The sequence below is a fragment of the Neobacillus nitrireducens genome, assembly GCF_030915405.1.
Taxonomy (GTDB): Bacteria; Bacillota; Bacilli; order Bacillales; family Cytobacillaceae; genus Neobacillus.
This window is the reverse complement of the sequence record NZ_CP133262.1, coordinates 2,001,592-2,022,529: the sequence shown is the minus strand read 5'-3', so window position 1 is coordinate 2,022,529 and position 20,938 is coordinate 2,001,592. Positions and strand designations below refer to the sequence as shown.

The 20,938-nt window shown below is 38.6% G+C and carries 19 protein-coding genes and 1 pseudogene; 16 read left to right on the top strand and 4 right to left on the bottom strand.

All coding sequences use genetic code 11. The features are described 5' to 3' along the window. Nucleotides 1-53 precede the first annotated feature (53 nt). Complete coding sequence (locus tag RCG22_RS09765) at nt 54-779, top strand: EcsC family protein (protein WP_308106670.1); 726 nt, start codon at nt 54-56, stop codon at nt 777-779. A gap of 17 nt (nt 780-796) precedes the next feature. Here RCG22_RS09765 and RCG22_RS09760 read toward each other — a convergent pair whose 3' ends face one another. Then, nucleotides 797-1,975 carry a M20 family metallopeptidase gene (locus RCG22_RS09760; RefSeq protein WP_308106669.1) on the bottom strand — a complete coding sequence of 393 codons (1,179 nt, stop codon included), beginning with the start codon at nt 1,973-1,975 and terminating at the stop codon, nt 797-799. A gap of 147 nt (nt 1,976-2,122) precedes the next feature. Between RCG22_RS09760 and RCG22_RS09755 the strand changes: the two genes are divergently transcribed. Beyond that, a complete protein-coding gene (locus RCG22_RS09755; RefSeq protein WP_308106668.1) occupies nt 2,123-2,758 on the top strand; it encodes a phosphatase PAP2 family protein in 636 nt (211 codons plus the stop codon). 39 nt (nt 2,759-2,797) lie between these two features. Here RCG22_RS09755 and RCG22_RS09750 read toward each other — a convergent pair whose 3' ends face one another. After that, nucleotides 2,798-4,195 (bottom strand): hypothetical protein, encoded by a 1,398-nt coding sequence (locus RCG22_RS09750; RefSeq protein ID WP_308106667.1) that lies wholly within the window; start codon nt 4,193-4,195, stop codon nt 2,798-2,800. Nucleotides 4,196-4,497: 302 nt separating this feature from the next. On the opposite strand from RCG22_RS09750, the gene hemE reads away from it, so the two are divergent. The 10 genes and pseudogenes from hemE to RCG22_RS09700 all read left to right on the top strand — a co-directional run bounded on the left by hemE (nt 4,498) and on the right by RCG22_RS09700 (nt 16,753). After that, a complete protein-coding gene (gene hemE, locus RCG22_RS09745) occupies nt 4,498-5,544 on the top strand; it encodes a uroporphyrinogen decarboxylase (RefSeq protein ID WP_166258666.1) in 1,047 nt (348 codons plus the stop codon). Nucleotides 5,545-5,709: 165 nt separating this feature from the next. Continuing rightward, nucleotides 5,710-6,645: a ferrochelatase gene (gene hemH, locus RCG22_RS09740; RefSeq protein WP_308106666.1), complete on the top strand. Its 936-nt coding sequence runs from the start codon at nt 5,710-5,712 to the stop codon at nt 6,643-6,645. 30 nt (nt 6,646-6,675) lie between these two features. Next, on the top strand, nt 6,676-8,121 hold the full coding sequence (gene hemY, locus RCG22_RS09735; protein WP_308107121.1) for a protoporphyrinogen oxidase: 1,446 nt from the start codon (nt 6,676-6,678) through the stop codon (nt 8,119-8,121). Nucleotides 8,122-8,322: 201 nt separating this feature from the next. Further along, the gene (locus RCG22_RS09730; RefSeq protein ID WP_308106665.1) at nt 8,323-10,686 is read left to right on the top strand and encodes a YhgE/Pip family protein; all 2,364 of its coding nucleotides are present in this window, start codon (nt 8,323-8,325) and stop codon (nt 10,684-10,686) included. A 99-nt stretch (nt 10,687-10,785) separates the two neighbouring features. Next, complete coding sequence (locus tag RCG22_RS09725; protein WP_308106664.1) at nt 10,786-11,520, top strand: MBL fold metallo-hydrolase; 735 nt, start codon at nt 10,786-10,788, stop codon at nt 11,518-11,520. A gap of 16 nt (nt 11,521-11,536) precedes the next feature. Continuing rightward, nucleotides 11,537-12,526, top strand: coding sequence for a lipoate--protein ligase (gene lplA, locus RCG22_RS09720; RefSeq protein WP_308106663.1), 990 nt, complete (start codon nt 11,537-11,539; stop codon nt 12,524-12,526). A gap of 153 nt (nt 12,527-12,679) precedes the next feature. Then, complete coding sequence (locus tag RCG22_RS09715; RefSeq protein ID WP_308106662.1) at nt 12,680-14,242, top strand: fatty acid--CoA ligase family protein; 1,563 nt, start codon at nt 12,680-12,682, stop codon at nt 14,240-14,242. 115 nt (nt 14,243-14,357) lie between these two features. After that, nucleotides 14,358-15,089: an AzlC family ABC transporter permease gene (locus tag RCG22_RS09710; protein WP_308106661.1), complete on the top strand. Its 732-nt coding sequence runs from the start codon at nt 14,358-14,360 to the stop codon at nt 15,087-15,089. Then, nucleotides 15,079-15,387 carry an AzlD domain-containing protein gene (locus tag RCG22_RS09705; RefSeq protein ID WP_098260861.1) on the top strand — a complete coding sequence of 103 codons (309 nt, stop codon included), beginning with the start codon at nt 15,079-15,081 and terminating at the stop codon, nt 15,385-15,387. The genes RCG22_RS09710 and RCG22_RS09705 overlap by 11 nt, the downstream gene beginning before the upstream one ends. Before the next feature lie 94 nt (nt 15,388-15,481). Continuing rightward, nucleotides 15,482-16,753, top strand: a pseudogene (locus RCG22_RS09700) (M48 family metallopeptidase). 107 nt (nt 16,754-16,860) lie between these two features. Here the strand turns inward: RCG22_RS09700 and RCG22_RS09695 are convergent. Beyond that, nucleotides 16,861-17,097, bottom strand: a complete 237-nt coding sequence (locus RCG22_RS09695) for an IDEAL domain-containing protein (RefSeq protein WP_098260863.1) — start codon at nt 17,095-17,097, stop codon at nt 16,861-16,863. 189 nt (nt 17,098-17,286) lie between these two features. Between RCG22_RS09695 and RCG22_RS09690 the strand changes: the two genes are divergently transcribed. Continuing rightward, a complete protein-coding gene (locus tag RCG22_RS09690; RefSeq protein ID WP_308107120.1) occupies nt 17,287-17,865 on the top strand; it encodes a competence protein ComK in 579 nt (192 codons plus the stop codon). A 21-nt stretch (nt 17,866-17,886) separates the two neighbouring features. On the opposite strand, the gene RCG22_RS09685 is transcribed toward RCG22_RS09690, so the two are convergent. Then, nucleotides 17,887-18,252: a YhjD family protein gene (locus RCG22_RS09685; RefSeq protein WP_098261016.1), complete on the bottom strand. Its 366-nt coding sequence runs from the start codon at nt 18,250-18,252 to the stop codon at nt 17,887-17,889. Nucleotides 18,253-18,522: 270 nt separating this feature from the next. Here RCG22_RS09685 and RCG22_RS09680 point away from each other — a divergent pair, with 270 nt between their 5' ends. From RCG22_RS09680 to lepB, 3 genes are all read left to right on the top strand, one after another. Further along, nucleotides 18,523-19,458, top strand: coding sequence for an LCP family protein (locus RCG22_RS09680; protein ID WP_308106660.1), 936 nt, complete (start codon nt 18,523-18,525; stop codon nt 19,456-19,458). Between the two features lie 211 nt (nt 19,459-19,669). Beyond that, a complete protein-coding gene (locus RCG22_RS09675; RefSeq protein ID WP_098260866.1) occupies nt 19,670-20,335 on the top strand; it encodes a TVP38/TMEM64 family protein in 666 nt (221 codons plus the stop codon). Next, nucleotides 20,325-20,879 carry a signal peptidase I gene (lepB, locus tag RCG22_RS09670; protein ID WP_098260867.1) on the top strand — a complete coding sequence of 185 codons (555 nt, stop codon included), beginning with the start codon at nt 20,325-20,327 and terminating at the stop codon, nt 20,877-20,879. The genes RCG22_RS09675 and lepB overlap by 11 nt, the downstream gene beginning before the upstream one ends. Nucleotides 20,880-20,938 lie beyond the last annotated feature (59 nt).

The window sequence follows — 20,938 nt, the reverse complement described above, 5'->3', positions numbered from 1 at the left end:
ATTGAGCGGAGAACTTCGTATGAATGCATAATATTATAGTGGAGGGGTGACCAATGAACGAGTATGAATTAAAGGTTTATGAAGAAGTCGAAGAGTGGAAACGGAAATTAACGAGACGCTCAGGAATGATGAATCGATTATCGAAAAAAGCCCAAGGAAAAATAAATGAATTTATTCCTGAAAAGGTTCACGAAGTAATGACAGATAGTATCAAAGCAATGGTTAAAGCAACGCTGTTCGGTTCGCAAATTACAACGAATAGGGATCAGGCACACGGGTTAACCCTTGCTGAAAAAGATGAATTGGCAGTTAAAAAAATGGCTACTTTTCAAAAGACGGCGATGATTGAAGGGGCGGGGACTGGAGCTGGTGGAATTCTACTTGGGCTGGCTGATTTTCCATTACTGCTTTCCATAAAGATGAAATTTCTTTTTGAAGCAGCTTCTATCTATGGTTTTAATACAAAGGAATATGCAGAAAGATTGTTTATTCTTCATGTATTTCAGCTGGCATTTTCAAGTGAGGAGATTCGAAAAAGTACATTAGCTGAAATTGAAAACTGGGAGACTCGAAAGACTGTCCTAGTGGAAATGGATTGGCGCAAGTTTCAGCAGGAGTATCGGGATTATATTGACCTGGCTAAAATGCTCCAATTAGTGCCGGGTATTGGTGCCTTTGTTGGTGCCTATGCCAATAACAATCTCCTTAAGCATTTAGGTGAAACAGCTATGAATGCCTATCGATTAAGACTGCTGCAAAAATCCCCTGACCCAATTTGAGTCGAGGGGATTTTTTCTTAATCATTACCATGGATGGTAATAGCTGCCACCCCTAATGTTTTTGCTGCAATTAACATTGCTTTTTCATCGATATCAAATTTAGGGTGATGATGTGGGTACCCCGTGTCGTTACCAAGCGGCTTTGCCCCTGTGAAGAAGAATGTACCTGGCACGTTTTGTAAGTAATAGGAAAAATCTTCACCGCCCATTTGGAGTTCGGTTTCTTCAATGTTGGTCACTTCTGCGACTTTCTGTGCACAGGAAGTTAAAAACACGGTTTCTTTCTCCGAATTGACCACAGCCGGATAGCCCCGCACAAATCTAAAGTCATAAGTACTGCCTGACATGGAGCATGTGCCCGCAATTATTCTTTCCATCTCTACTTCGATCAATTGTTGGACGGTCTCATTAAATGTACGAACCGTGCCAATTAGTTTTGCTTTGTCTGCAATAACGTTAAATGCATTTTGTGCGGTGAAAGAACCGATCGTGACCACGGCCGCATCAACGGGATTTACTCTCCGACTGACAATCTGCTGTAGATTTAAGACAATCTGGGATGCAGTTACGATTGCGTCTAGCGTTTTATGCGGCTGGGCTCCATGGCCGCCCTTGCCTTGAATATCAATTTCAAAACGGTCAGCTGCTGCCATTATTGGACCGGTTCGATATTGAATCGTCCCCGTCGGTTCGCTTGCCCATAAATGAGTGCCGAAAATAACATCAACATCTTCCAAACAGCCATCCTCAATCATGGAAATTGCGCCACCTGGTGCATACTCTTCCGCATGTTGATGGATAAATACATAGGTGCCTTCTAATTCCTCTTTTAGTTCATTCAAAGTTTTGGCAAGGACGAGGAGAGTGGCAGTATGGCCATCATGTCCACAGGCATGCATCACCCCGGGGACTAAGGATTTGTACGGAACGTCCTTTTCATCCTGGATGGGCAGTGCATCAAAATCGGCCCGTAGTGCTACTGTTTTACCTGGTTTTTTTCCATAAACCTTTGCAACCACACCATTCCCGCCAACATTCCCTGTTACTTCAATTTGGAGTTTCTCATAAAAAGCCTGAATGAATTTGGCGGTATTATATTCCTGAAAGGATAATTCCGGATGTTGGTGCATAAAGCGGCGGATATCAACCATCTCTTCATAAGACCCTTCTAAGGCTGCAAACAACTTGTTTATCAAATCTATTCCTCCAAACATATCAGTGATATAGAATCTATTTTCAAACTATTTTAACATTTATATCCTCTAAAGTAGATTTTTATAGGCATTTTCTTTATACTTTTTACTAGAATTTCAATTAGATATGAGCAGGAAAGGGTTTGGGGGATGGAACAAAAGAACTACAGGAATTTTTCTTATCTATTTTTTATTTTTGCACTTTTTTGCGCATTGCTTACATCCATCAAGGTTGCAATGAGCAGCGATTTTTGGATCGATGACAAGGTGGCAAGGCTATTTGCACATGTGCCTAAAGCAGTCATTCCATTTTTTATTCAAGTAACAGAAATGGGCGATAAAAAGGGGATTGGGGTTGTTGCCTTACTTGCGTTAGCGTGGTTATTACTTAAACAGAGGAACTACGTTGGTGCGGGTGCCCTTGCCTTATCAGTAGCAATAGGAAATGAAGTTAGTAAGCTTTTAAAGAATCTTTTTGTACGCCCTAGGCCAGACCTTGAACATCTTGTCGATGTGAAAAGCTACAGCTTTCCGAGTGGACATGCGATGGTGGGGATGATTGTTTATTTTATGATTGCGTATCTTCTAATGGAGGAAGCAAAATCAAAGTCAGCAAAGATCACAATCGCGGTTATTACAGCTATCTTACTCTTATTAATAGGTGCAAGCCGAATTGTTTTACAGGTTCATTATCCATCAGATGTCCTTGGAGGCTATGCATTAGGTTATATCTGGGTAGTTATTTGGATTCTAATATATAACTATTTTAAAAAGCGGCAAAATTAAGCAAAGAGGCTGTTCATAGGATCAGCCTCTTTGCTTCGGTTAAATGAGAAACATCGCAGCAATCGTTGTCACAACGAGCCCAATCACCACAGGAAGAAGGTTTCGCCTTGCTAGTTCAAATGGATCGACATTACAGATAGCTGCAGCCGGGATTAACGCCCATGGTACCAGAGTTCCGCCCCCTACCCATATGGCAGAAATTTGCCCGAGTGCCGTCAATGTGGCAGCACCCTTACCGATGGCAATGGCAAATAGGCTGGCAACAGAACCGGCAAGTGAGATTCCGGAAAAGCCTGAACCATCGAGACCAGTGATTGCCCCAACGGTAGTCAGGGTAATCGCCCCAACTTCTTTACTTAATGGGACGATATTAGCGAGAGAAACTCCTAAATCATTGACAATTCCTTGAGAAGCCTTCGGTAAAAAGTCACCAATGATTTTCCCGAATCCGGCATCACCCAAATAAAAGAAAGCAGCAATCGGGATTACCGGACCAAAAACTTTAAAACCAAATTGGAATCCTTCGATTAGATATTGTGTTGTTTTTTCTAAGCCTTTACTTTTATGGCTTGTTAAGGCAATTAATAAAAGTATAAGAATCGAAGTGCCGCCAATTAAAGCTGTGGCATCGCCGCCTGCTAAATCAAGAATGGACATCGCCGCAACGTCTGCAGCAAATAATAAGGGTACTAATAGGGCGAAAAAGCGTTTTTGAGCAAGTGATAGAAGCGCAGGCTGGTCAGTGCCACCAGCAGGCGAATCCGCGCTTTCGGAAGTTGTCGTTTTTAGAATTCCCCGCTTCATATCCCTTTTTAAGAAGTAGAATGCGGTTACAGTTGTAACAAGACCCATAATAAACACTAATGGAATGCTGGCATTAATCACGTCTTGAATGGGAATACCCGCTGCATCTGAGGTTAGTTTAGGAGCAGCTTGAATGACAAAGTCACCAGATAAAGCGATACCATGACCAAACAAGTTCATTGCCATGGCTACGCCAAGAGCTGGCAGTCCAGCGCGAATCGCAACTGGAAGAAGGACGGCACCTAAAAGTGCAACAGCAGGGGATGGCCAGAAGAACCAGGATATAATCATCATAAGAATTCCTATTGTCCAATAGGCGAGTGTTGGGTTGCGGATTAGTTTTCGAAATGGTGAAATCATCACATCATTAATTCCAGTTACCGTTAAAGTATTGCTCATGGCAACAATTATTGAAATAACAAGAATAGTAGATAATAATTCAGTAATCGCATAACTGAAACTGTTGAAAATACTGCTTATTGAATGGCTTAACGACCCGGTTGCAGTGATAGCAATTAGGAATATCCCGACGATACATACAATGGATGTGTCCCTTCTCATGACCATAAATCCAATGATAAGAACAATAAAGGTCACATAGATCCAATGAAGAGCAGTAAGCTCGACAACCATGTATTTCCCTCCTCTCTATCATCCAGGGAGGGCTATAGCCCTGTTGGATGTAATACAGAATATGAAAATTGCATCAAGAGGTGAGCGGAATTAGTGAAAAAATTATTGGGGAAATGCCTGCAGATTTAACAAATTTAAAAACGAAAAAACGACTTTTTTTTGACAGTTAATATCGTTAGCTATACACAAATAGGATAAATAGATATAGTAAATACAGTTTAATAAGAATGAGTAAGTTTTAAATTTATGCTATATATATTAAAATTGACAACAGACACGTTTTTGAAAGGTGGACAACACTAATGACAAGACCAATTAATGAAACATTATTAAAAGCAGCCAGAGGCGAAAAAACCGATCATGTACCTTTATGGTATATGCGTCAAGCTGGCCGTTCGCAGCCAGAGTACAGAGCGATTAAAGAAAAGTATTCCTTATTTGAAATTACACATCAGCCTGAGCTTTGTGCTTATGTAACGCGCTTGCCTGTTGAACAATATAACGTCGATGCTGCGATTTTATATAAAGATATTATGACGCCGCTCCCAGCAATTGGGATGGAGGTAGAAATAAAAGGAGGGATTGGACCTGTTATTGACAATCCAATTCGTTCTTTAGCAGATGTTGAAAAACTAGGTGAAATTAATCCTGAAGAGGATGTCCCTTATGTATTGGACACGATTAAATTATTAACACAAGAGCAGTTATCCGTACCATTAATCGGTTTTTCGGGTGCTCCATTTACCCTTGCCAGCTATATGATTGAAGGCGGTCCTTCCAAAAACTATAATAAGACAAAAGCGTTTATGTACACCGAGCCAAAGGCGTGGTTTGCACTTATGGATAAGCTCGGCGACATGATCATTACATATGTGAAGTCGCAAATTAAAGCTGGTGCAAAGGCTATTCAGATTTTTGATTCATGGGTGGGGGCTTTAAATGTAGAGGATTATCGGTATTTCATTAAGCCCATTATGAATCGTATTTTTGTTTCATTAAAAGAGGAAAATGTTCCATTAATTATGTTCGGCGTCGGTGCTAGTCATCTTGCTTTAGAATGGAATGACCTGCCACTGGATGTTGTTGGGTTGGATTGGCGTCTGCCGATTCACCAGGCAAGAGAAATGGGTATTAACAAAGCTATTCAGGGGAATCTTGACCCGGCTATTCTGTTAGCTCCATGGGAAGTCATTGAGGAAAGAGCGAAAGCTATTTTAGACCAAGGAATGGAACAGGATGGCTACATTTTTAATTTAGGGCACGGTGTATTCCCTTCAGTTAACCCTGAAACGTTGAAAAAATTAGCTTCATTTGTCCATGAGTATTCTGCATCAAAATTAAGTCGTTAATTTCCCATCTTAAGTTTAAAATTGGTAAGCAGTCCAATTTTTTGGCACAATAATATCGGCTGCTTTATAATGGGTCATTGAGGGCAACACAGCTTTTAATGGCCCGGACCCAAATGATTTTTTTAAATGGGAAAAAGCGAATAGATTTGAAAATGAGGTGCGAACATGACAAAAAAGAAAATGGGCCTGTTAGTAATGGCTTACGGGACTCCATATACATTAGATGATTTAGAGGGATACTATACCCATATTCGACACGGCCGAAAGCCAACACCAGAAATGATCGAAGAACTTCGTGGCAGGTATGAAGCGATTGGCGGGATATCTCCGTTAGCTAAGATTACCCTTGAGCAAGCAGAAAAACTCGAAGAACATCTAAATAATATTCAACAGGAAATAGAATTTAAAATGTATCTTGGCTTAAAACACATCACTCCTTTTATTGAAGATGCAGTGAAACAAATGGATGCTGACGGCATCGAAGAGGCTATCAGTATCGTTCTTGCTCCTCATTTTTCAACTTTCAGCATAAAGTCCTACAATGGAAGAGCTTTAGAAGAAGCAGAAAAATTGGGTGGAAAGTTAAAAATCAGAACAATTGACAGCTGGTATCAAGAACCAAAGTTTATTGGATACTGGGTTGATAAGGTAAAAAAAGTCTTTTTAAGGATGCCGCAAGAGGAAAGGGACGAGGCCGTCCTGATTGTTTCCGCACATAGTCTGCCTGAGAAAATCCTCCAGTTTGGTGATCCATATCCGAGCCAATTGCAAGAAACAGCGGACTTAATTGCTGAACAGGCGGGAATACAAAATTATGTGGTTGGCTGGCAAAGTGCCGGACAAACTCCAGAACCTTGGCTTGGCCCGGATGTTCAGGATTTAACTCGGGATTTATATAATGAGTATCATTATAAAGCGTTTGTTTATGCACCTGTAGGGTTTGTATGTGAACACCTTGAAGTGCTTTATGATAATGATTATGAATGTAGAAAAGTGACGGAAGAAGTGGGTGCAAGTTACTACCGCCCAGAAATGCCAAATGCAAAGGAAGAATTTATTGATGCATTGTCGACCGTCGTTCTTAAGATGGTTACTGAGTAAGATTCAGATTAGTGGAAGAAGGTGAGTACCTTGGCGGAAGAAAAACATAAGATTATCATCATTGGGGGAGGAATTGCTGGGCTCACATCAGCTTTTTATCTTCAAAAAGCAATTCAGGAACATAATCTCCCCATTGAGATCCAACTAATCGAAGCTTCACACCGTCTCGGAGGCAAGATGCAAACTGTTATCAGGGATGGTTATACAATTGAGAGAGGGCCGGATTCATTTTTAGCCCGAAAGACAAGTATTACTAGGTTAGCAAGGGAAGTGGGGATGGAGGATCAATTAGTCCATAATTCCACGGGAAAATCATTCGTGTTAGTTAACGAGAAACTTCATTCAATGCCCGGTGGTTCGATCATGGGAATTCCAACCGAAGTAGGACCTTTTCTTACCACAGGTCTTTTTTCTATTCCCGGCAAACTAAGAGCTGCGGCAGATTTCATTTTACCTCGGTCCGAAAGCGGAAAAGACCAATCATTGGGAGAGTTCTTCAGAAGAAGGCTAGGCGATGAGGTGGTCGAGAATTTAATTGAACCATTATTATCAGGGATTTATGCGGGTGATATTGATCAATTAAGTCTCATGTCCACTTTTCCGCAATTCTATGAGGTAGAACAGAAATACAGAAGCCTGATCATTGGGATGAAAAAATCTGCCCCTTCACAACCCAAAAAACCTGAAAATAATGAAAAAGTTAAAGGTGCCTTCTTAACATTTAAAACTGGGCTTCAATCATTTGCTGAAGCCATAGAAGCAAAGTTAGACAAAAGGTCAATTTTAAAAGGGCACCGTGTAGACAAAGTCACTAAAGATGGGAATAAGTATGAAGTTTATCTCAATAATAGGGAAACATTGGTTGCTGATAGCATTATTGCGGCGACGCCTCATAAAATAACGCAAGCGATGTTTTCAGAATATAGTTTTTTTGATCCGTTAAAATCGGTCCCTTCTACATCAGTAGCAACAGTAGCTTTAGCATTTCCTAAAGAAGCAGTGAAAAATGATATTGATGGAACAGGCTTCGTTGTTTCTAGAAATAGTGACTATTCAATTACAGCATGTACTTGGACCCATAAAAAGTGGGCTCATTCTACTCCAGAAGGGAAAGTGCTGCTCCGCTGTTATGTTGGGAGGTCTGGAGATGAAACAATCGTCGACCTTTCAGATGATAGAATTATAAAGATTGTCTTAGATGATTTGAAAAAAACCATGGATATCACGATGAATCCGGATTTTGCAATCATTTCCCGATGGAAAAATTCCATGCCACAATATACGGTGGGTCATAAGCAAAGGTTAATAGACATTGATAAGCAATTGAAAACGGAATTACCAGGTATATTTTTAGCAGGGTCTTCCTATGGCGGTGTTGGTCTACCAGATTGTATTGACCAGGGTGAGGCCGCAGTTAAAGACGTCCTTGATTATTTAAAAAGAAAAGATACCTCAACAGGAGCTGTTCATAAATAACAGCTTCTTTTTTCTGCTTGCAAACAGGTATGAATCGATGTATACTCTAAAAGTATTAACTGACCAAATTACTCAATCAGTCACTTTTTGTGATTTTGATTAGTAGAAATTATTGGAGTATCAATGAGATATTCCATACTTTTTTGAAAGGAAATGACTAAATGAACAAAATGGTCATAAATATAAAAGGAGGCATCATAAGTGAAAAACATATTGTTTAAGGAAGAGCTCCTTGCGATTCTAAGAAATAAAAAATTGTTAATCCCGATTATTGCTGTCATGTTTGTACCAGTATTATATGCGGGAATGTTTTTGTGGGCATTCTGGGACCCCTACGACAAACTGGATGATCTTCCCGTTGCCATTGTAAATGAAGATACAGGGGCAACGCTGGATGGGAATCATCTGAAGCTTGGCGATGAATTAGTTTCAAAGCTTAAGAAAAATAAGCAATTTGGTTTTGAGTTTGTAAATAAAGAAGAGGGCTATCAAAACTTAAAAGATCAAAAGTATTATATGGTCATTGAAATACCGAAAAGCTTTTCTAAAAACGCAACGACATTATTGGATGAGCAACCGGAAAAGTTGGAATTAATCTATACCCCTAACGAAGGGTATAACTTCCTGTCCGCTCAAATTGGCGGCACAGCTATAGAAAAAATAAAAACAGCGGTGGCTGAAAAAGTTACGGAAACGTATGCTGAAACTATGTTTGACAAAATCAGTGAGCTAGCCGATGGTGTTGTGAAGGCAAGTGATGGTGCCGGTCAATTAAGTGCGGGTACGCTTGACCTTGATTTAGGTTCTAAGGAATTAAATAAAGGACTGGCGACACTTGCAGAGAAATCAATTGAGTTTAACGATGGAATGAAGTCAGCGGATGCAGGTTCTAACAAGCTTGCGGTTGGTTCGAAGGAACTATATAACGGGCTGGCAACTTTAGCAGATAAGTCAATTGAATTCGACAATGGTGTGAAAGAAGCCGCTACAGGTTCCAGGCAAGTAGCAACAGGTTCAACAGAGCTGAAAAACGGACTAGCAAAAGCGGATGCCAATCTACCGTTGCTAATTGCAGGAACGAAAGAAGCATCAGCAGGTGCCGAACAATTAAAACGGGACCTTCCCGCAGGGATTGCTTCAGGGATTGAAAAGGAATTAACTGGAAGTGTCGGAGAACTTAATGCGGGCATCGATCAATTTCAATCACAGCTAACGACCACATTAGCGTCCCAAATAGCTGATCAAACGATTTCTCAACAAACAGAGAAAATGCAGAAATTAGCCCAAACCTTAATTGAAAATAAAGTAGACCCTGCACTCGTGCAAGGAATAATGGCTAATGAGCAAAAAAATGCACCAACAAAAGAACAGGTAGAAAAGCAAATTTTATCACAACTTAGCCCTAAAATAGATGCAGGCTTTAATCAATTTAAAACAGGGGTAGATGGCAAATTAGCAGGATCATCAAAGGGATTGGAAGATAAAATTAAAGCACAAACAACCCCTTATTTTGATCAATTGATCACAGGCATTGGTAAAATTAATGGCGGTCAACAGGAACTACAAAAAGGGATTCATGATTTATATGTTGGTTCATCAAAATTAGCTGATGGCACCAATAATCTTTCTGCCGGGATGAGTCAACTGGCAGCTGGTGCTGATAAAATTACAACTGGAACAGGCAAATTAGCCACAGGTTCCGGTAAGTTGAAAGCAGGTGCCTCTGACCTTACAGATGGAATGAATCAATTAACAGGCGGTGCTTCTGCTCTAACATCCGGCGCCGGTCAATTGGCTAAAGGTTCCGGTCAGTTAAAAGACGGTACATCCAAACTTTCTAATGGGGCAAAAGAATTAGCTGATAAGTTATCTGATGGAAGCAAAGAAGTGGCCAAAGTCCACTCCGATGAAAAGACCTATAATATGATGGCCGACCCAGTCAAGCTGGATAAAGAAAAAATTAATCATGTTCCAAACTATGGAACCGGTTTTGCACCATATTTTCTTTCTTTAGGTTTGTTTGTTGGTGCACTGCTTCTATCCATCGTCTTCCCACTTCGTGATACTGCGGTTGCTCCAGCCAATGGATTTAACTGGTTTTCTAGTAAGTTTTCTATCATGGCTGGGATTGGAGTATTTCAAGCGCTACTGGCAGATGTGATTCTTCTTGGTGGGTTAGGTCTCGATGTACAAAGCGTACCCAAATTTATTCTTTTTTCGATCATGACGAGCTTAGCGTTTATTGCTTTAATACAGCTCCTTGTATCGGTATTCGCTGATGCAGGACGCTTTATTGCGATTGTTATCTTAATTTTACAATTGACCACTAGTGCGGGAACCTTCCCACTTGAATTAATCCCGAACTTCCTACAGCATTTTAATGCCATTCTGCCAATGACCTATTCGGTACAAGGCTTTAAAGCAGTGATATCAAGTGGGGACTTCAGTTTCATGTGGCAAAATTTCATGATTTTATTAGGTTATTTGATTGCATTCTCTTTAGGAACAACCGCATATTTTACCATTAGATATAATCATAAATATAGACACCAAATGAGTGAATAAGAATGAACAAAAACCAGCCGTAAAGTTCGGCTGGTTTTTGTTCATTCATGAAAAGATAGAGTATATTAGGTATATAAACTTTGAATGGGAGGAATTTAATTGAAACTCACTGTGATTGGTTTTTGGGGAGGCTATCCGAAACAGAATGCGGCTAGTTCCGGTTATTTACTTGAACATGAGGGATTTCATCTCTTAATTGATTGTGGGAGTGGAGTCCTTAGTAAGCTCCAAAACATTATTCAACCCGAAGCACTTGATGCTGTTTTACTTTCGCATTATCACCCCGATCACATCGCGGATATTGGTGTCCTGCAGCATGCGAGATTAATCCAAGGGTTTTTAGGAAAGAAGACTCCAAACCTTCCCCTATATGGTCATGAGCTCGATCCAAATGAATTTAGTAAATTAACCTATAAAGAGATTACAAAAGGTGTTGCTTATCATCCTGGTGAGATACTCACAGTTGGTCCATTTCAAGTCTCATTTTTAAAAACAGATCACCCGGTCCCTTGCTATGCAATGAGAATTGAAGCGGCTGGAAAAGCGATTGTCTACACTGCTGACAGTTCCTTTAAGGATGAATTCATTGAGTTCGGTCAAAATGCTGATCTATTATTGTGTGAATGCAACTTTTATGGACACCAGGACGGAAAGTCAGCAGGACATATGAACAGTATCGACGCCGGAAACTTTGCGCAAAAAGCTGGTGTTAAAAAATTAATTCTTACACATTTACCTCATTATGGGTCAGTATCTGAGTTAATTACTGAGGCATCTAATGAATTTACTGGTATAATTATGCTTGCAGAAGAATTTCAAACTATTTCACTATAAGAAGGGGTAGTAAACAATGTTATTTATCGATAATAAAGGAATTACCGATCCGCAGATAAATTTGGCAATTGAAGAGTATGCTCTGAAGAATCTTGATATAAATGAAACGTATTTATTATTTTACATAAATGAACCATCGATTATTATTGGCAAAAATCAAAATACAATTGAAGAAATTAATACGGATTATGTAGAGGGTAATGGAGTTAAAGTTGTCCGCAGGCTGTCTGGCGGTGGAGCGGTTTATCATGATCTGGGCAATTTAAACTTTAGCTTTATTACCAAGGATGACGGGGAGAGTTTCCATAATTTCCGTAAATTCACAGAGCCAGTTGTCACCGCATTAAAAAAATTAGGCGTAAATGCGGAATTAAGCGGCAGAAATGACATTGAGGTTGGAGGACGAAAAATCTCCGGTAATGCCCAATTTTCAACGAAGGGCAGAATGTTTAGCCATGGTACGCTAATGCTTAATTCAGAAATAGATAACGTAGTCTCAGCGTTGAAAGTTAAAAAAGATAAAATTGAATCAAAAGGAATTAAATCAGTCCGCAGCCGAGTTGCCAATATTTCTGAGTTTCTCACTGAAAAGTTAGATATCAGTGAATTCCGGTCTCTACTTTTAAAGAATATTTTTGAAGGACAAGAAGGAATTCTCGAATATGTTCTGACGGAAGAGGATTGGGAAAAGATCCATCAGTTATCGAAAGAACGCTATCAAAACTGGGAATGGAACTATGGAAGGTCACCAAAGTTTAATTTGCAGCATTCTCATCGTTTTCCTGTAGGCTCAATTGATGTTCGTCTTGAAGTAAATAAAGGGGTCATCGAAAATTGTAAAATCTATGGCGACTTTTTTGGCGTGGGTGAGGTAAGTGAGATTGAGGATAAATTAATAGGCGCACGTTACGAAAAAAATGAAATCGAGAAGACACTTGCCGATATTGACACGACCCACTATTTTGGAAATGTAGCGAAAGATGAGTTTTTAAATCTTTTATATTAAGAAGAGAAACACAGCATTTTAACGCTGTGTTTTCTTTTTTTGTCTGAACTTTCTAGTATTATACTTGAATAGATGCATTACTTTTAATATAATATATTTAGAAAATTGTTACTATTTTGTGAATGAGTGTTCATTCATCTCAGGGGGAGAACAATGAATCTTTTAACACAGTTTAAAGAAACTGCCATGAACTATGCCGCCAAACCAGCCTATTATTTTATGGATCAATCTTGTACTTATGCTGAATTAGAAGGTGCGATTACAAAATTTGCATCGGGTCTCCAAAAATTAGGAGTAAAACAAGGGGATCATATTGCATTGTTGTTAGGTAACTCACCACACTTTGTGATCAGCTTGTACGGAACGTTACGGTTAGGGGTAACAGTAATTCCCGTGAACCCGATTTATACTGCTGATGAAATCGGCTATATATTGAATAACGGTGACGTCAAGGCAGTGATTGCGCTCGACATGGCCATCCCATTAGTAGAAAAAATGCACACGTTCCTTCCAAAAATAGAGCACTATATTTTTTGTGAAACAGACCCAAATAGCAGGGTTGAATCGAAATTTGAGAGCTTATCAGCTTCTTCAAAAATGAAATCGTTTGCAGAAGTGGTCACTTCTGGTGAAATAACCTTTATGGGACCGGAGCTTAAAGATGATGATACAGCCATTATTCTTTATACCTCAGGGACAACAGGCAAACCAAAAGGTGCAATGTTAACCCATAAAAATTTGTATAGTAATGCTAAAGATGTGGGCCAATATTTGAAAATGAATTCAGATGATAAAGTAGTAACGGTTCTGCCAATGTTCCATGTCTTCTGCTTAACAGTTGCTCTAAATGCACCCTTATTAAGCGGTGCAACACTATTAATTGCACCTAAATTTAGTCCAAGGGAAATTTTTGAGTTAATCAAAGAAAATCAGGCCACAGTTTTTGCAGGTGTGCCGACCATGTATAATTTTCTCTTTCAAAACCCTGATGGAAAAACTGAGGATCTGAAATCCTTGCGGTTATGCATTTCAGGAGGTGCATCGTTACCTGTTGCTCTCTTGAAGAACTTTGAACAAAAATTTAATGTTGTTGTATCTGAAGGTTATGGTCTATCAGAAGCTTCACCTGTTACTTGCTTTAATCCGCTTGATCGACCGCGCAAACCTGGTTCAATCGGAACATCAATACTTCGTGTTGAAAATAAAATCTTTAATGAGTTGGGTGAAGAAGTACCCGTTGGCGAGGTCGGGGAACTTGTCGTTCGTGGTCCTAATGTAATGAAGGGATATTATCAAATGCCTGAAGAAACGGGTGCCGCTATTCGTAATGGCTGGCTTCATACTGGTGATCTTGCAAGAATGGATGAAGATGGATACTTTTATATTGTCGATCGAAAAAAGGATCTCATCTTAGTTGGAGGATATAATGTCTATCCACGTGAAGTAGAGGAGGTCATTTATAATCATTCTGATGTGGTAGAGGTGGCCGTACTCGGCGTTCCTGACCCAAATCTCGGTGAAGCTGTTAAAGCCTATGTTGTCAGCAAGAATCCACAGCTAACCGCAGAGCAATTACTGATATATTGCAGTCAGCATTTGGCTAAATATAAGGTTCCTTCATCAATTGAATTTATTGAAGAACTGCCTAAGAATACAACTGGGAAAATTTTAAGAAGGGCCCTAAAGGTTCAGGTAGAACAAACTGTAAGTAAGTAAGTTTTATATAAAAATCGAAACATGGTTTATTGTAGCCATGTTTTTTATTTTATTTTTACTGAATATTTGTTAATATTTATATTTACATGAGCGAACGCAACAAGGGGGAAGAGAGTTGTCGGATCTAGTAATTAGTAGAGAATCGTCGGAATTTAAAAAAGGTATTCAAGCAGGGATAAGCATTGGCATTGGCTATTTTCCGATTGCGTTGACCTTTGGCCTTCTTGCTAAAACTTCAGGACTATCCATATATGAAACAGTTTTAATGAGTCTGATTGTGTTTGCAGGTGCCTCCCAATATATTTCACTAAGCCTTATCGCCTACGGGACAGGAATATTTGAAATTATCTTAACAACCTTCATTGTAAATATTCGGCATTTTCTAATGAGTACCTCATTGAATGAAAAAGTGGAGGAGGACCATCTCCTTAATAAGTTGATTTATTCGTTTGGCATTACAGATGAAACATTTTCAGTTGTCGCCACTAAAGAGGGAAAGGCGGCAACAGGCTTTTTATTCGGTGTTATTTCGGTTTCTTATTTGAGTTGGGTAGTTTTTTCCGGGCTGGGTCATTTGATTGGGGCAGGCCTCCCCAAAACACTACAGGAAAGCATGGGGGTCGCGCTATATGCGATGTTTATTGGACTCCTGGTCCCCTCGATGAAAAAAAGTGTAAAAGTAGTTTTTTTGGCGATACTTGGTGCCATCTTTAATTCTATTTTTACAATAGGTCATTTCATGGCTCAAGGCTGGGCAATTGTTACAGCTACCCTGTTATCAGCCATAATCATCGAAATAGCTGAAGTAATAAAAATGAGAAATCGGAGTGTTCATCATGAAGACTGAAATAGTTTGGATGATTCTTGGTATGGGATTAGTTACCTATATTCCACGGATGATACCTTTCGTTTTATTTAAAGGGAAAGAACTCCCTCCTTTTATTCAAGGGGTATTAAAAAATGTACCTTATGCCACTTTAGGGGCATTAATTTTCCCTGCGATTCTCTTTATTCAAAAGGATGATATTTGGTATGGGGGATTAGGAGCTGCAGCTGCCTTTGTCGCTGCCTTTTTGGGAGCCAACGTCATAGTTGTTGTCCTCGGTTCAATCGCTATCCTGTCCCTATATTCCTATTTTATGTAAGCAGGTATTTAAAACCGGCTTTTGTTTTTGTTCTAATTTGCCCTTTTTTAACTAAACTAAGTATAGAGAGTTTGTACACAAAGGGGGAAAAAACATGGTAAGGAAAATGGGAGTCTATGCGGTTTTGGGCTACATTCTATATGGCTTATTTTTTTATTGGTATTTATTCTATTTCGCGGATACAAACCTGCCGTTTGAATATGAGGGGTCTAAAGCTGACCCGTCGACATTTTTAAATGGAAGGGAACTTATGCTGAGTGAGGAGTATTCCAAAATAAGAAACCTCCTTTTTTTCTTATCTACTCCGTTTGAATGGCTATTTTATTTCTTAATTTTATTATTCGGATTTTCAAAGGCGTTCAAGAACTGGGCAGAAAACTCTTCAAAGTATAAGTTGCTTCAAACAGCTATTTATCTTATTTGGTTATCTTTTTTCGCTTATTTGGCGACATTCCCTTTAAGCTATATTAGTTTTTCTTTATCAAAAACGTATAATATTTGAACCCAAAGCTTCGCTTCCTGGATGAAGGATGAGTTGATCGACTTTTGGCTTAATTATGGGACTTGGCTGATTATTGTCCCGGTATTATACTGGCTAATGAAGAAAAGTCAAAAGAGATGGTGGCTTTATGGTTGGCTTTTATCCATACCGTTTACATTGTTTATGATGTTTCTCCAGCCAGTCGTAATTGATCCGTTATACCATGACTTTTATCCATTAAAAAATAAAGAATTAGAAACAAAAATTTTGACTCTGGCTGATAAGGCTGAAATTCCGGCACAGCATGTATTTGAAGTAAATATGTCAGATGAAACGAATGCTTTAAATGCTTATGTAACGGGGATTGGCACTAATGCTCGAATTGTTCTGTGGGATACAACATTAAATAAACTAACTGATAGTCAAATTTTATTTATAATGGCTCATGAAATGTGCCATTATGTCGAGAAACATATTTATTTTGGAATCGCTGGCTATTTGCTGATTTCACTGCTGGGATTGTATTTGACCTATAGGATTATGAATTGGGTAACAAAACGCTGGGGAAATGAGTTGAAAATCTCAGACACAAGAGATATCCGCTCTCTGCCATTATTTTTTATGGTCCTATCGATTCTCTTGTTTGCTGCAAGTCCAATAACCAATTTTACTTCTCGTTATCAAGAAACACGGGCCGACAAATATGCGATTGAAATGACCAAAAATCCAGAGGCAGCCATCACATCTTTCCAGGAGTTAACCCGCTCTGGTTTAAGTCAAGTGAACCCGCCGCTTTTGGTGAAGATTTTCAGGTACACTCATCCTTCCATGCTCGACAGGATATCGATGCTTGAAGATTATGAGGTCAAACATAGAAATAAATGATAATAATGGCAAAAAAAGAGCAGTAGACGTTTCTGTCAACAGCTCTTTTTTTGCCATTGTTCGTTACCAAATAAAAAGCCGTCAAACTTAGACGGCTTAAAAAAATGTTAGGTCCCAAATCGTTTGTTGATTTCTTTGAGCTGTCCGGACAGATGGATAAATGACTTTTTATCTCGACCATCAATCGCCAAATCAATTTTCCGTAATAATTTTTCTTTTTCAACTGTCAGTTGAATTTCGGACAACAGCATTTCGATGTACAAATCTTGGACGAAGTTCTCTTTCAGACGATTTCGTTTCATGGCACCAAGTTTCATTAATTCCGTGTATGATTTTTCATTCATGAAAATCACCTCTGATGCTTTTTAAAATTATATGGTTTTTTTTGAAGAATATCATTAGTTTTTATAATTCTCTGATAAATATTTCTTTTCCGTAAATTTTGTGAATAAATTAAGAACAATTCAGAAAAGTGGAGGAATTAAAAACCAGTAGTGGTAAGATATGGTGGGTATAATATAAAGGAGTTGAATGTGTTGAAGCATCCGCAAATTGAAGAATATGAAATAAATACGTGTACGATGTTTGTAGAACCAGTTGTATATGGTGGTAAAGTTTATTCACGTGCTGTAGAAGTAGAAGATGAATTTTTATCTCCCTTTAAACCACTGGATATTATCAAAAAAGGCTGTAGTTATTTTGGTGTCGATTACGAAAGCAGGAAAAGGGGAACAAGACAATTAATTGGCTATGATCGAAAAATCCCAATTGTTATTGAAGCAACTAACCACATCTATTTTTTTCCAACTGCATCGCCGCTAGTTCCGGAGTGTATATGGATTTCGCTTGGGCATATTGAGAGTTATCGCCGGGTATCCTCAAAAAAAACAATGGTTTTATTCCGCAATAAACAATCCTATATTTTTCCAGTTTCTATCTGTACAATTGAGGGGCAAATGTTAAGGACCTCATTACTAAAAACAAAACTTTTGCAAAGAATAGAAAGTAATGGGAAAAAGACAATTTATACGCCAAACGAGCCCCAGATGTTTAATGCCTTGGAAAGATCCAATGATTATGGTGATGATTTTTATCCGAACGACCCGAAATAAGTGGTACGAATTTCAAAACTATTAGCGGGACAGATGTTTTTTTAATAAATAGGCCTCCATTAATTCTTGGACCTTGTTGCGGATTCTTGGATTAAAGTAATTATGGTTTTCTTCATAGCCTTTATAAATAAACCTGTACAGTGTAAAAGCATCGTCCCGTTTTGTTTCAATTACCTGAAGTTTATTTTTTTTCATATATAGTTTAACCTCAGCCAATTCCCTCTGGATTTCCTTCATCGTTTCTTCAATCAAATCCAAATATGGTTGTTTTAATTTAAACGGACTATTTTCTATGACGGTTATATCCCGGTTTAAGATAATTAGAACCATTGGTAAATACATAGCCTTTTCCATTATATCTCGATCATCATCGGGGATTCTGGTCATTTTTTCATTCACACCTTTCATCGATCACGAACAAACGTTCCTCTTTATTTTACAAAAAAGAACCTTCAAAAGCAATAGTGCATTACATTTACAAAAACTCGTCATTTGGCGAGTTTTATTTATTGAAATGTTCCGTTGATATATGAGAAAGTTTTTATTAATAGAAGGATATCTGATAGGGGAAAATGAATTAAATGAAGAAACCACTAAAAAGATACATCAGTCATATATACAGGAGAATAAAAAACATGAATGAATAGGTGATTAACAATGAGATCTGATAAACATCAAGTAAAGAAAAAAAGAAGATGGCCATCCGTTTTATTAGTATTCCTACTGCTAATCGGGGCAGTGGCAGGTTATGCATATTTTCAATACCAGCAGGGTGTAAACCAATCGTTAGGAAAAATGGATAAAAAAGCTTCAAATGTTGTCTATACCTTCAAAGGACAAAAGGATCAGTACGGAGGTACGAATATCCTCTTGCTTGGAAGTGATGCAAGGGGGAAGGAAACGTCTCGTGCAGATACGATAATGATTGTTCATTATAATGAAGACAAAGGGACCTTTAAGTTAACTTCAATTATGAGGGATAGTTACCTCGAGATTCCCGGGCATGGGAAGCATAAAGTTAATTCCGCATTTGCACGCGGCGGACCAGAATTAATGAGACAAACGATTAAGCAAAATTTTGATATTGACCTTCAATACTATGTCATAGTGGATTTTCAAGGCTTTGTACAACTTATAGATGAGGCATTCCCGAATGGGGTCGAGATAGATGTTGAGAAAAAAATGTCTAAAAATATTGATGTAACTTTAGAGCCAGGTCTGCAAAAATTAAATGGAAAGGAAATGCTTGGATATGTTCGCTACCGTCATGATGCCATTGGTGATTTTGGAAGGGTAGAACGCCAACAAAAGGCAGTAAAGGCGATTGGAGATCAATTGATGGGTTTACAAACAATTCCAAAACTTCCTAAGCTAATTGGAGTCGTCAAGCCTTATGTGAATACAAATATGAACACTTCAGACATAACCTTTATGGCGAAGGATTTCTTTTCGAAAAACCGTGGAACTATTGATACGTTACGGATTCCTGTCGAAAATAGCTATTCAGATGCTCGAATAGCTGGGGAGGGAGCAGTATTAGATATCAATGTCCAAAAAAATAAAGAAGCCCTCCATCAATTTATTACAAAATAATCATTGACAGAGCTAATTAGTAAAGGCTATTTTGCATAGATTGTTGTTTTTCGTATACGTTCATCAACCCGTATAACTTGATGTATCGTGGCATCTTTTCGTAAGAACATTTGCGAAAATTGCCCAGAAACTTAGTTTAGGACGCTTATAATATTCGAAAAGCAACCAAGTTTACGAAAAGAGCCTTAGTAAAAAAATGAGGAGAAACCGGATGGATATGGAATCACTAAAAGCGTGGTTTACGCTTGAACATATTATGAGTCTTATTCAAGAATATCGATCCCTAGGCCCCATTCCAGGGATATTGCTTATTATCATTGAAGCGTTCCTGCCATTTCTCCCATTGTTTTTATTTGTAATGGCTAATGCCAGTGCCTTTGGACTTTGGTTAGGATTTTTGTACTCATGGCTTGGAGCCTGTATCGGAGCATTGCTCGTATTTACGCTAATTAGAAGGTACGGGCAAAAAAGGTTATTATCCTTTTTGCCAAGGCACCCTCAGGTCCGTAAGTTAATGGACTGGGTAGATCGTCATGGTTTTGGCCCGCTCTTTTTACTGCTTTGTTTTCCATTTACACCCTCGGCTGTTGTAAACATTGTCGCTGGTCTTTCCAAAATTCGATTTTCCCAATACATGCTTGCCGTGTGTATTGGGAAAATGGTGATGATTTTCACGATTAGTTTCGTTGGCTATGATATTCAATCCTTGCTGACGAAGCCTCTTCGGACTGTTGTAGTATTGCTTATTATATTCATTCTGTGGTTTGTAGGCAAAAGAATTGAAAACCGAATGAATAAGGGCACGGAAACTGACCATAATGGTGAAATAGATAGAAACTATAAGCAGGAGAAACGGAGGAGCTTTAATGAAGATTGAATGGAAAAAGGAAGGTATCGAATGGGCTAAGGCTTTTGCGATTGGAATCATTATTTTTGCTTTTATTCGCACATTTTTCTTTTCAAATTATGTAGTAGAAGGCGAATCCATGATGCCGACGTTGCAGGATGGGAACAAGCTAGTAGTTAACAAGCTTGGTTATCAAGTTGGTGAATTGAACAGGTTTGATGTGATTGTGTTTCATGCCAATGAAAAAGAGGATTTTGTCAAACGTATTATTGGGCTTCCTGGGGATAAGATTGAATATCGTGATGATGTATTGTATATCAATGGTCACAAGTATGAAGAGCCATTTTTAAATGTTTATAAACAAAAGTCACCGGGAATCAGGATAACGGGAGATTTCAGTTTAATGGAAATTACCGGTGAAAATACAGTCCCTGATGGGAAATTATTTGTCCTAGGTGATAATCGATTAGGTAGTTGGGACAGCCGTCAATTCGGTTTCATTTCAGCAAGTCAAGTTGTCGGTAAAGTTGATTTACGCTACTGGCCATTAAACGAAATGGACGTACATTTTTAAATAAATAGATGCAGTAAAAAGCACGATTATTCAATCGTGTTTTTTTGATTTAATATGTT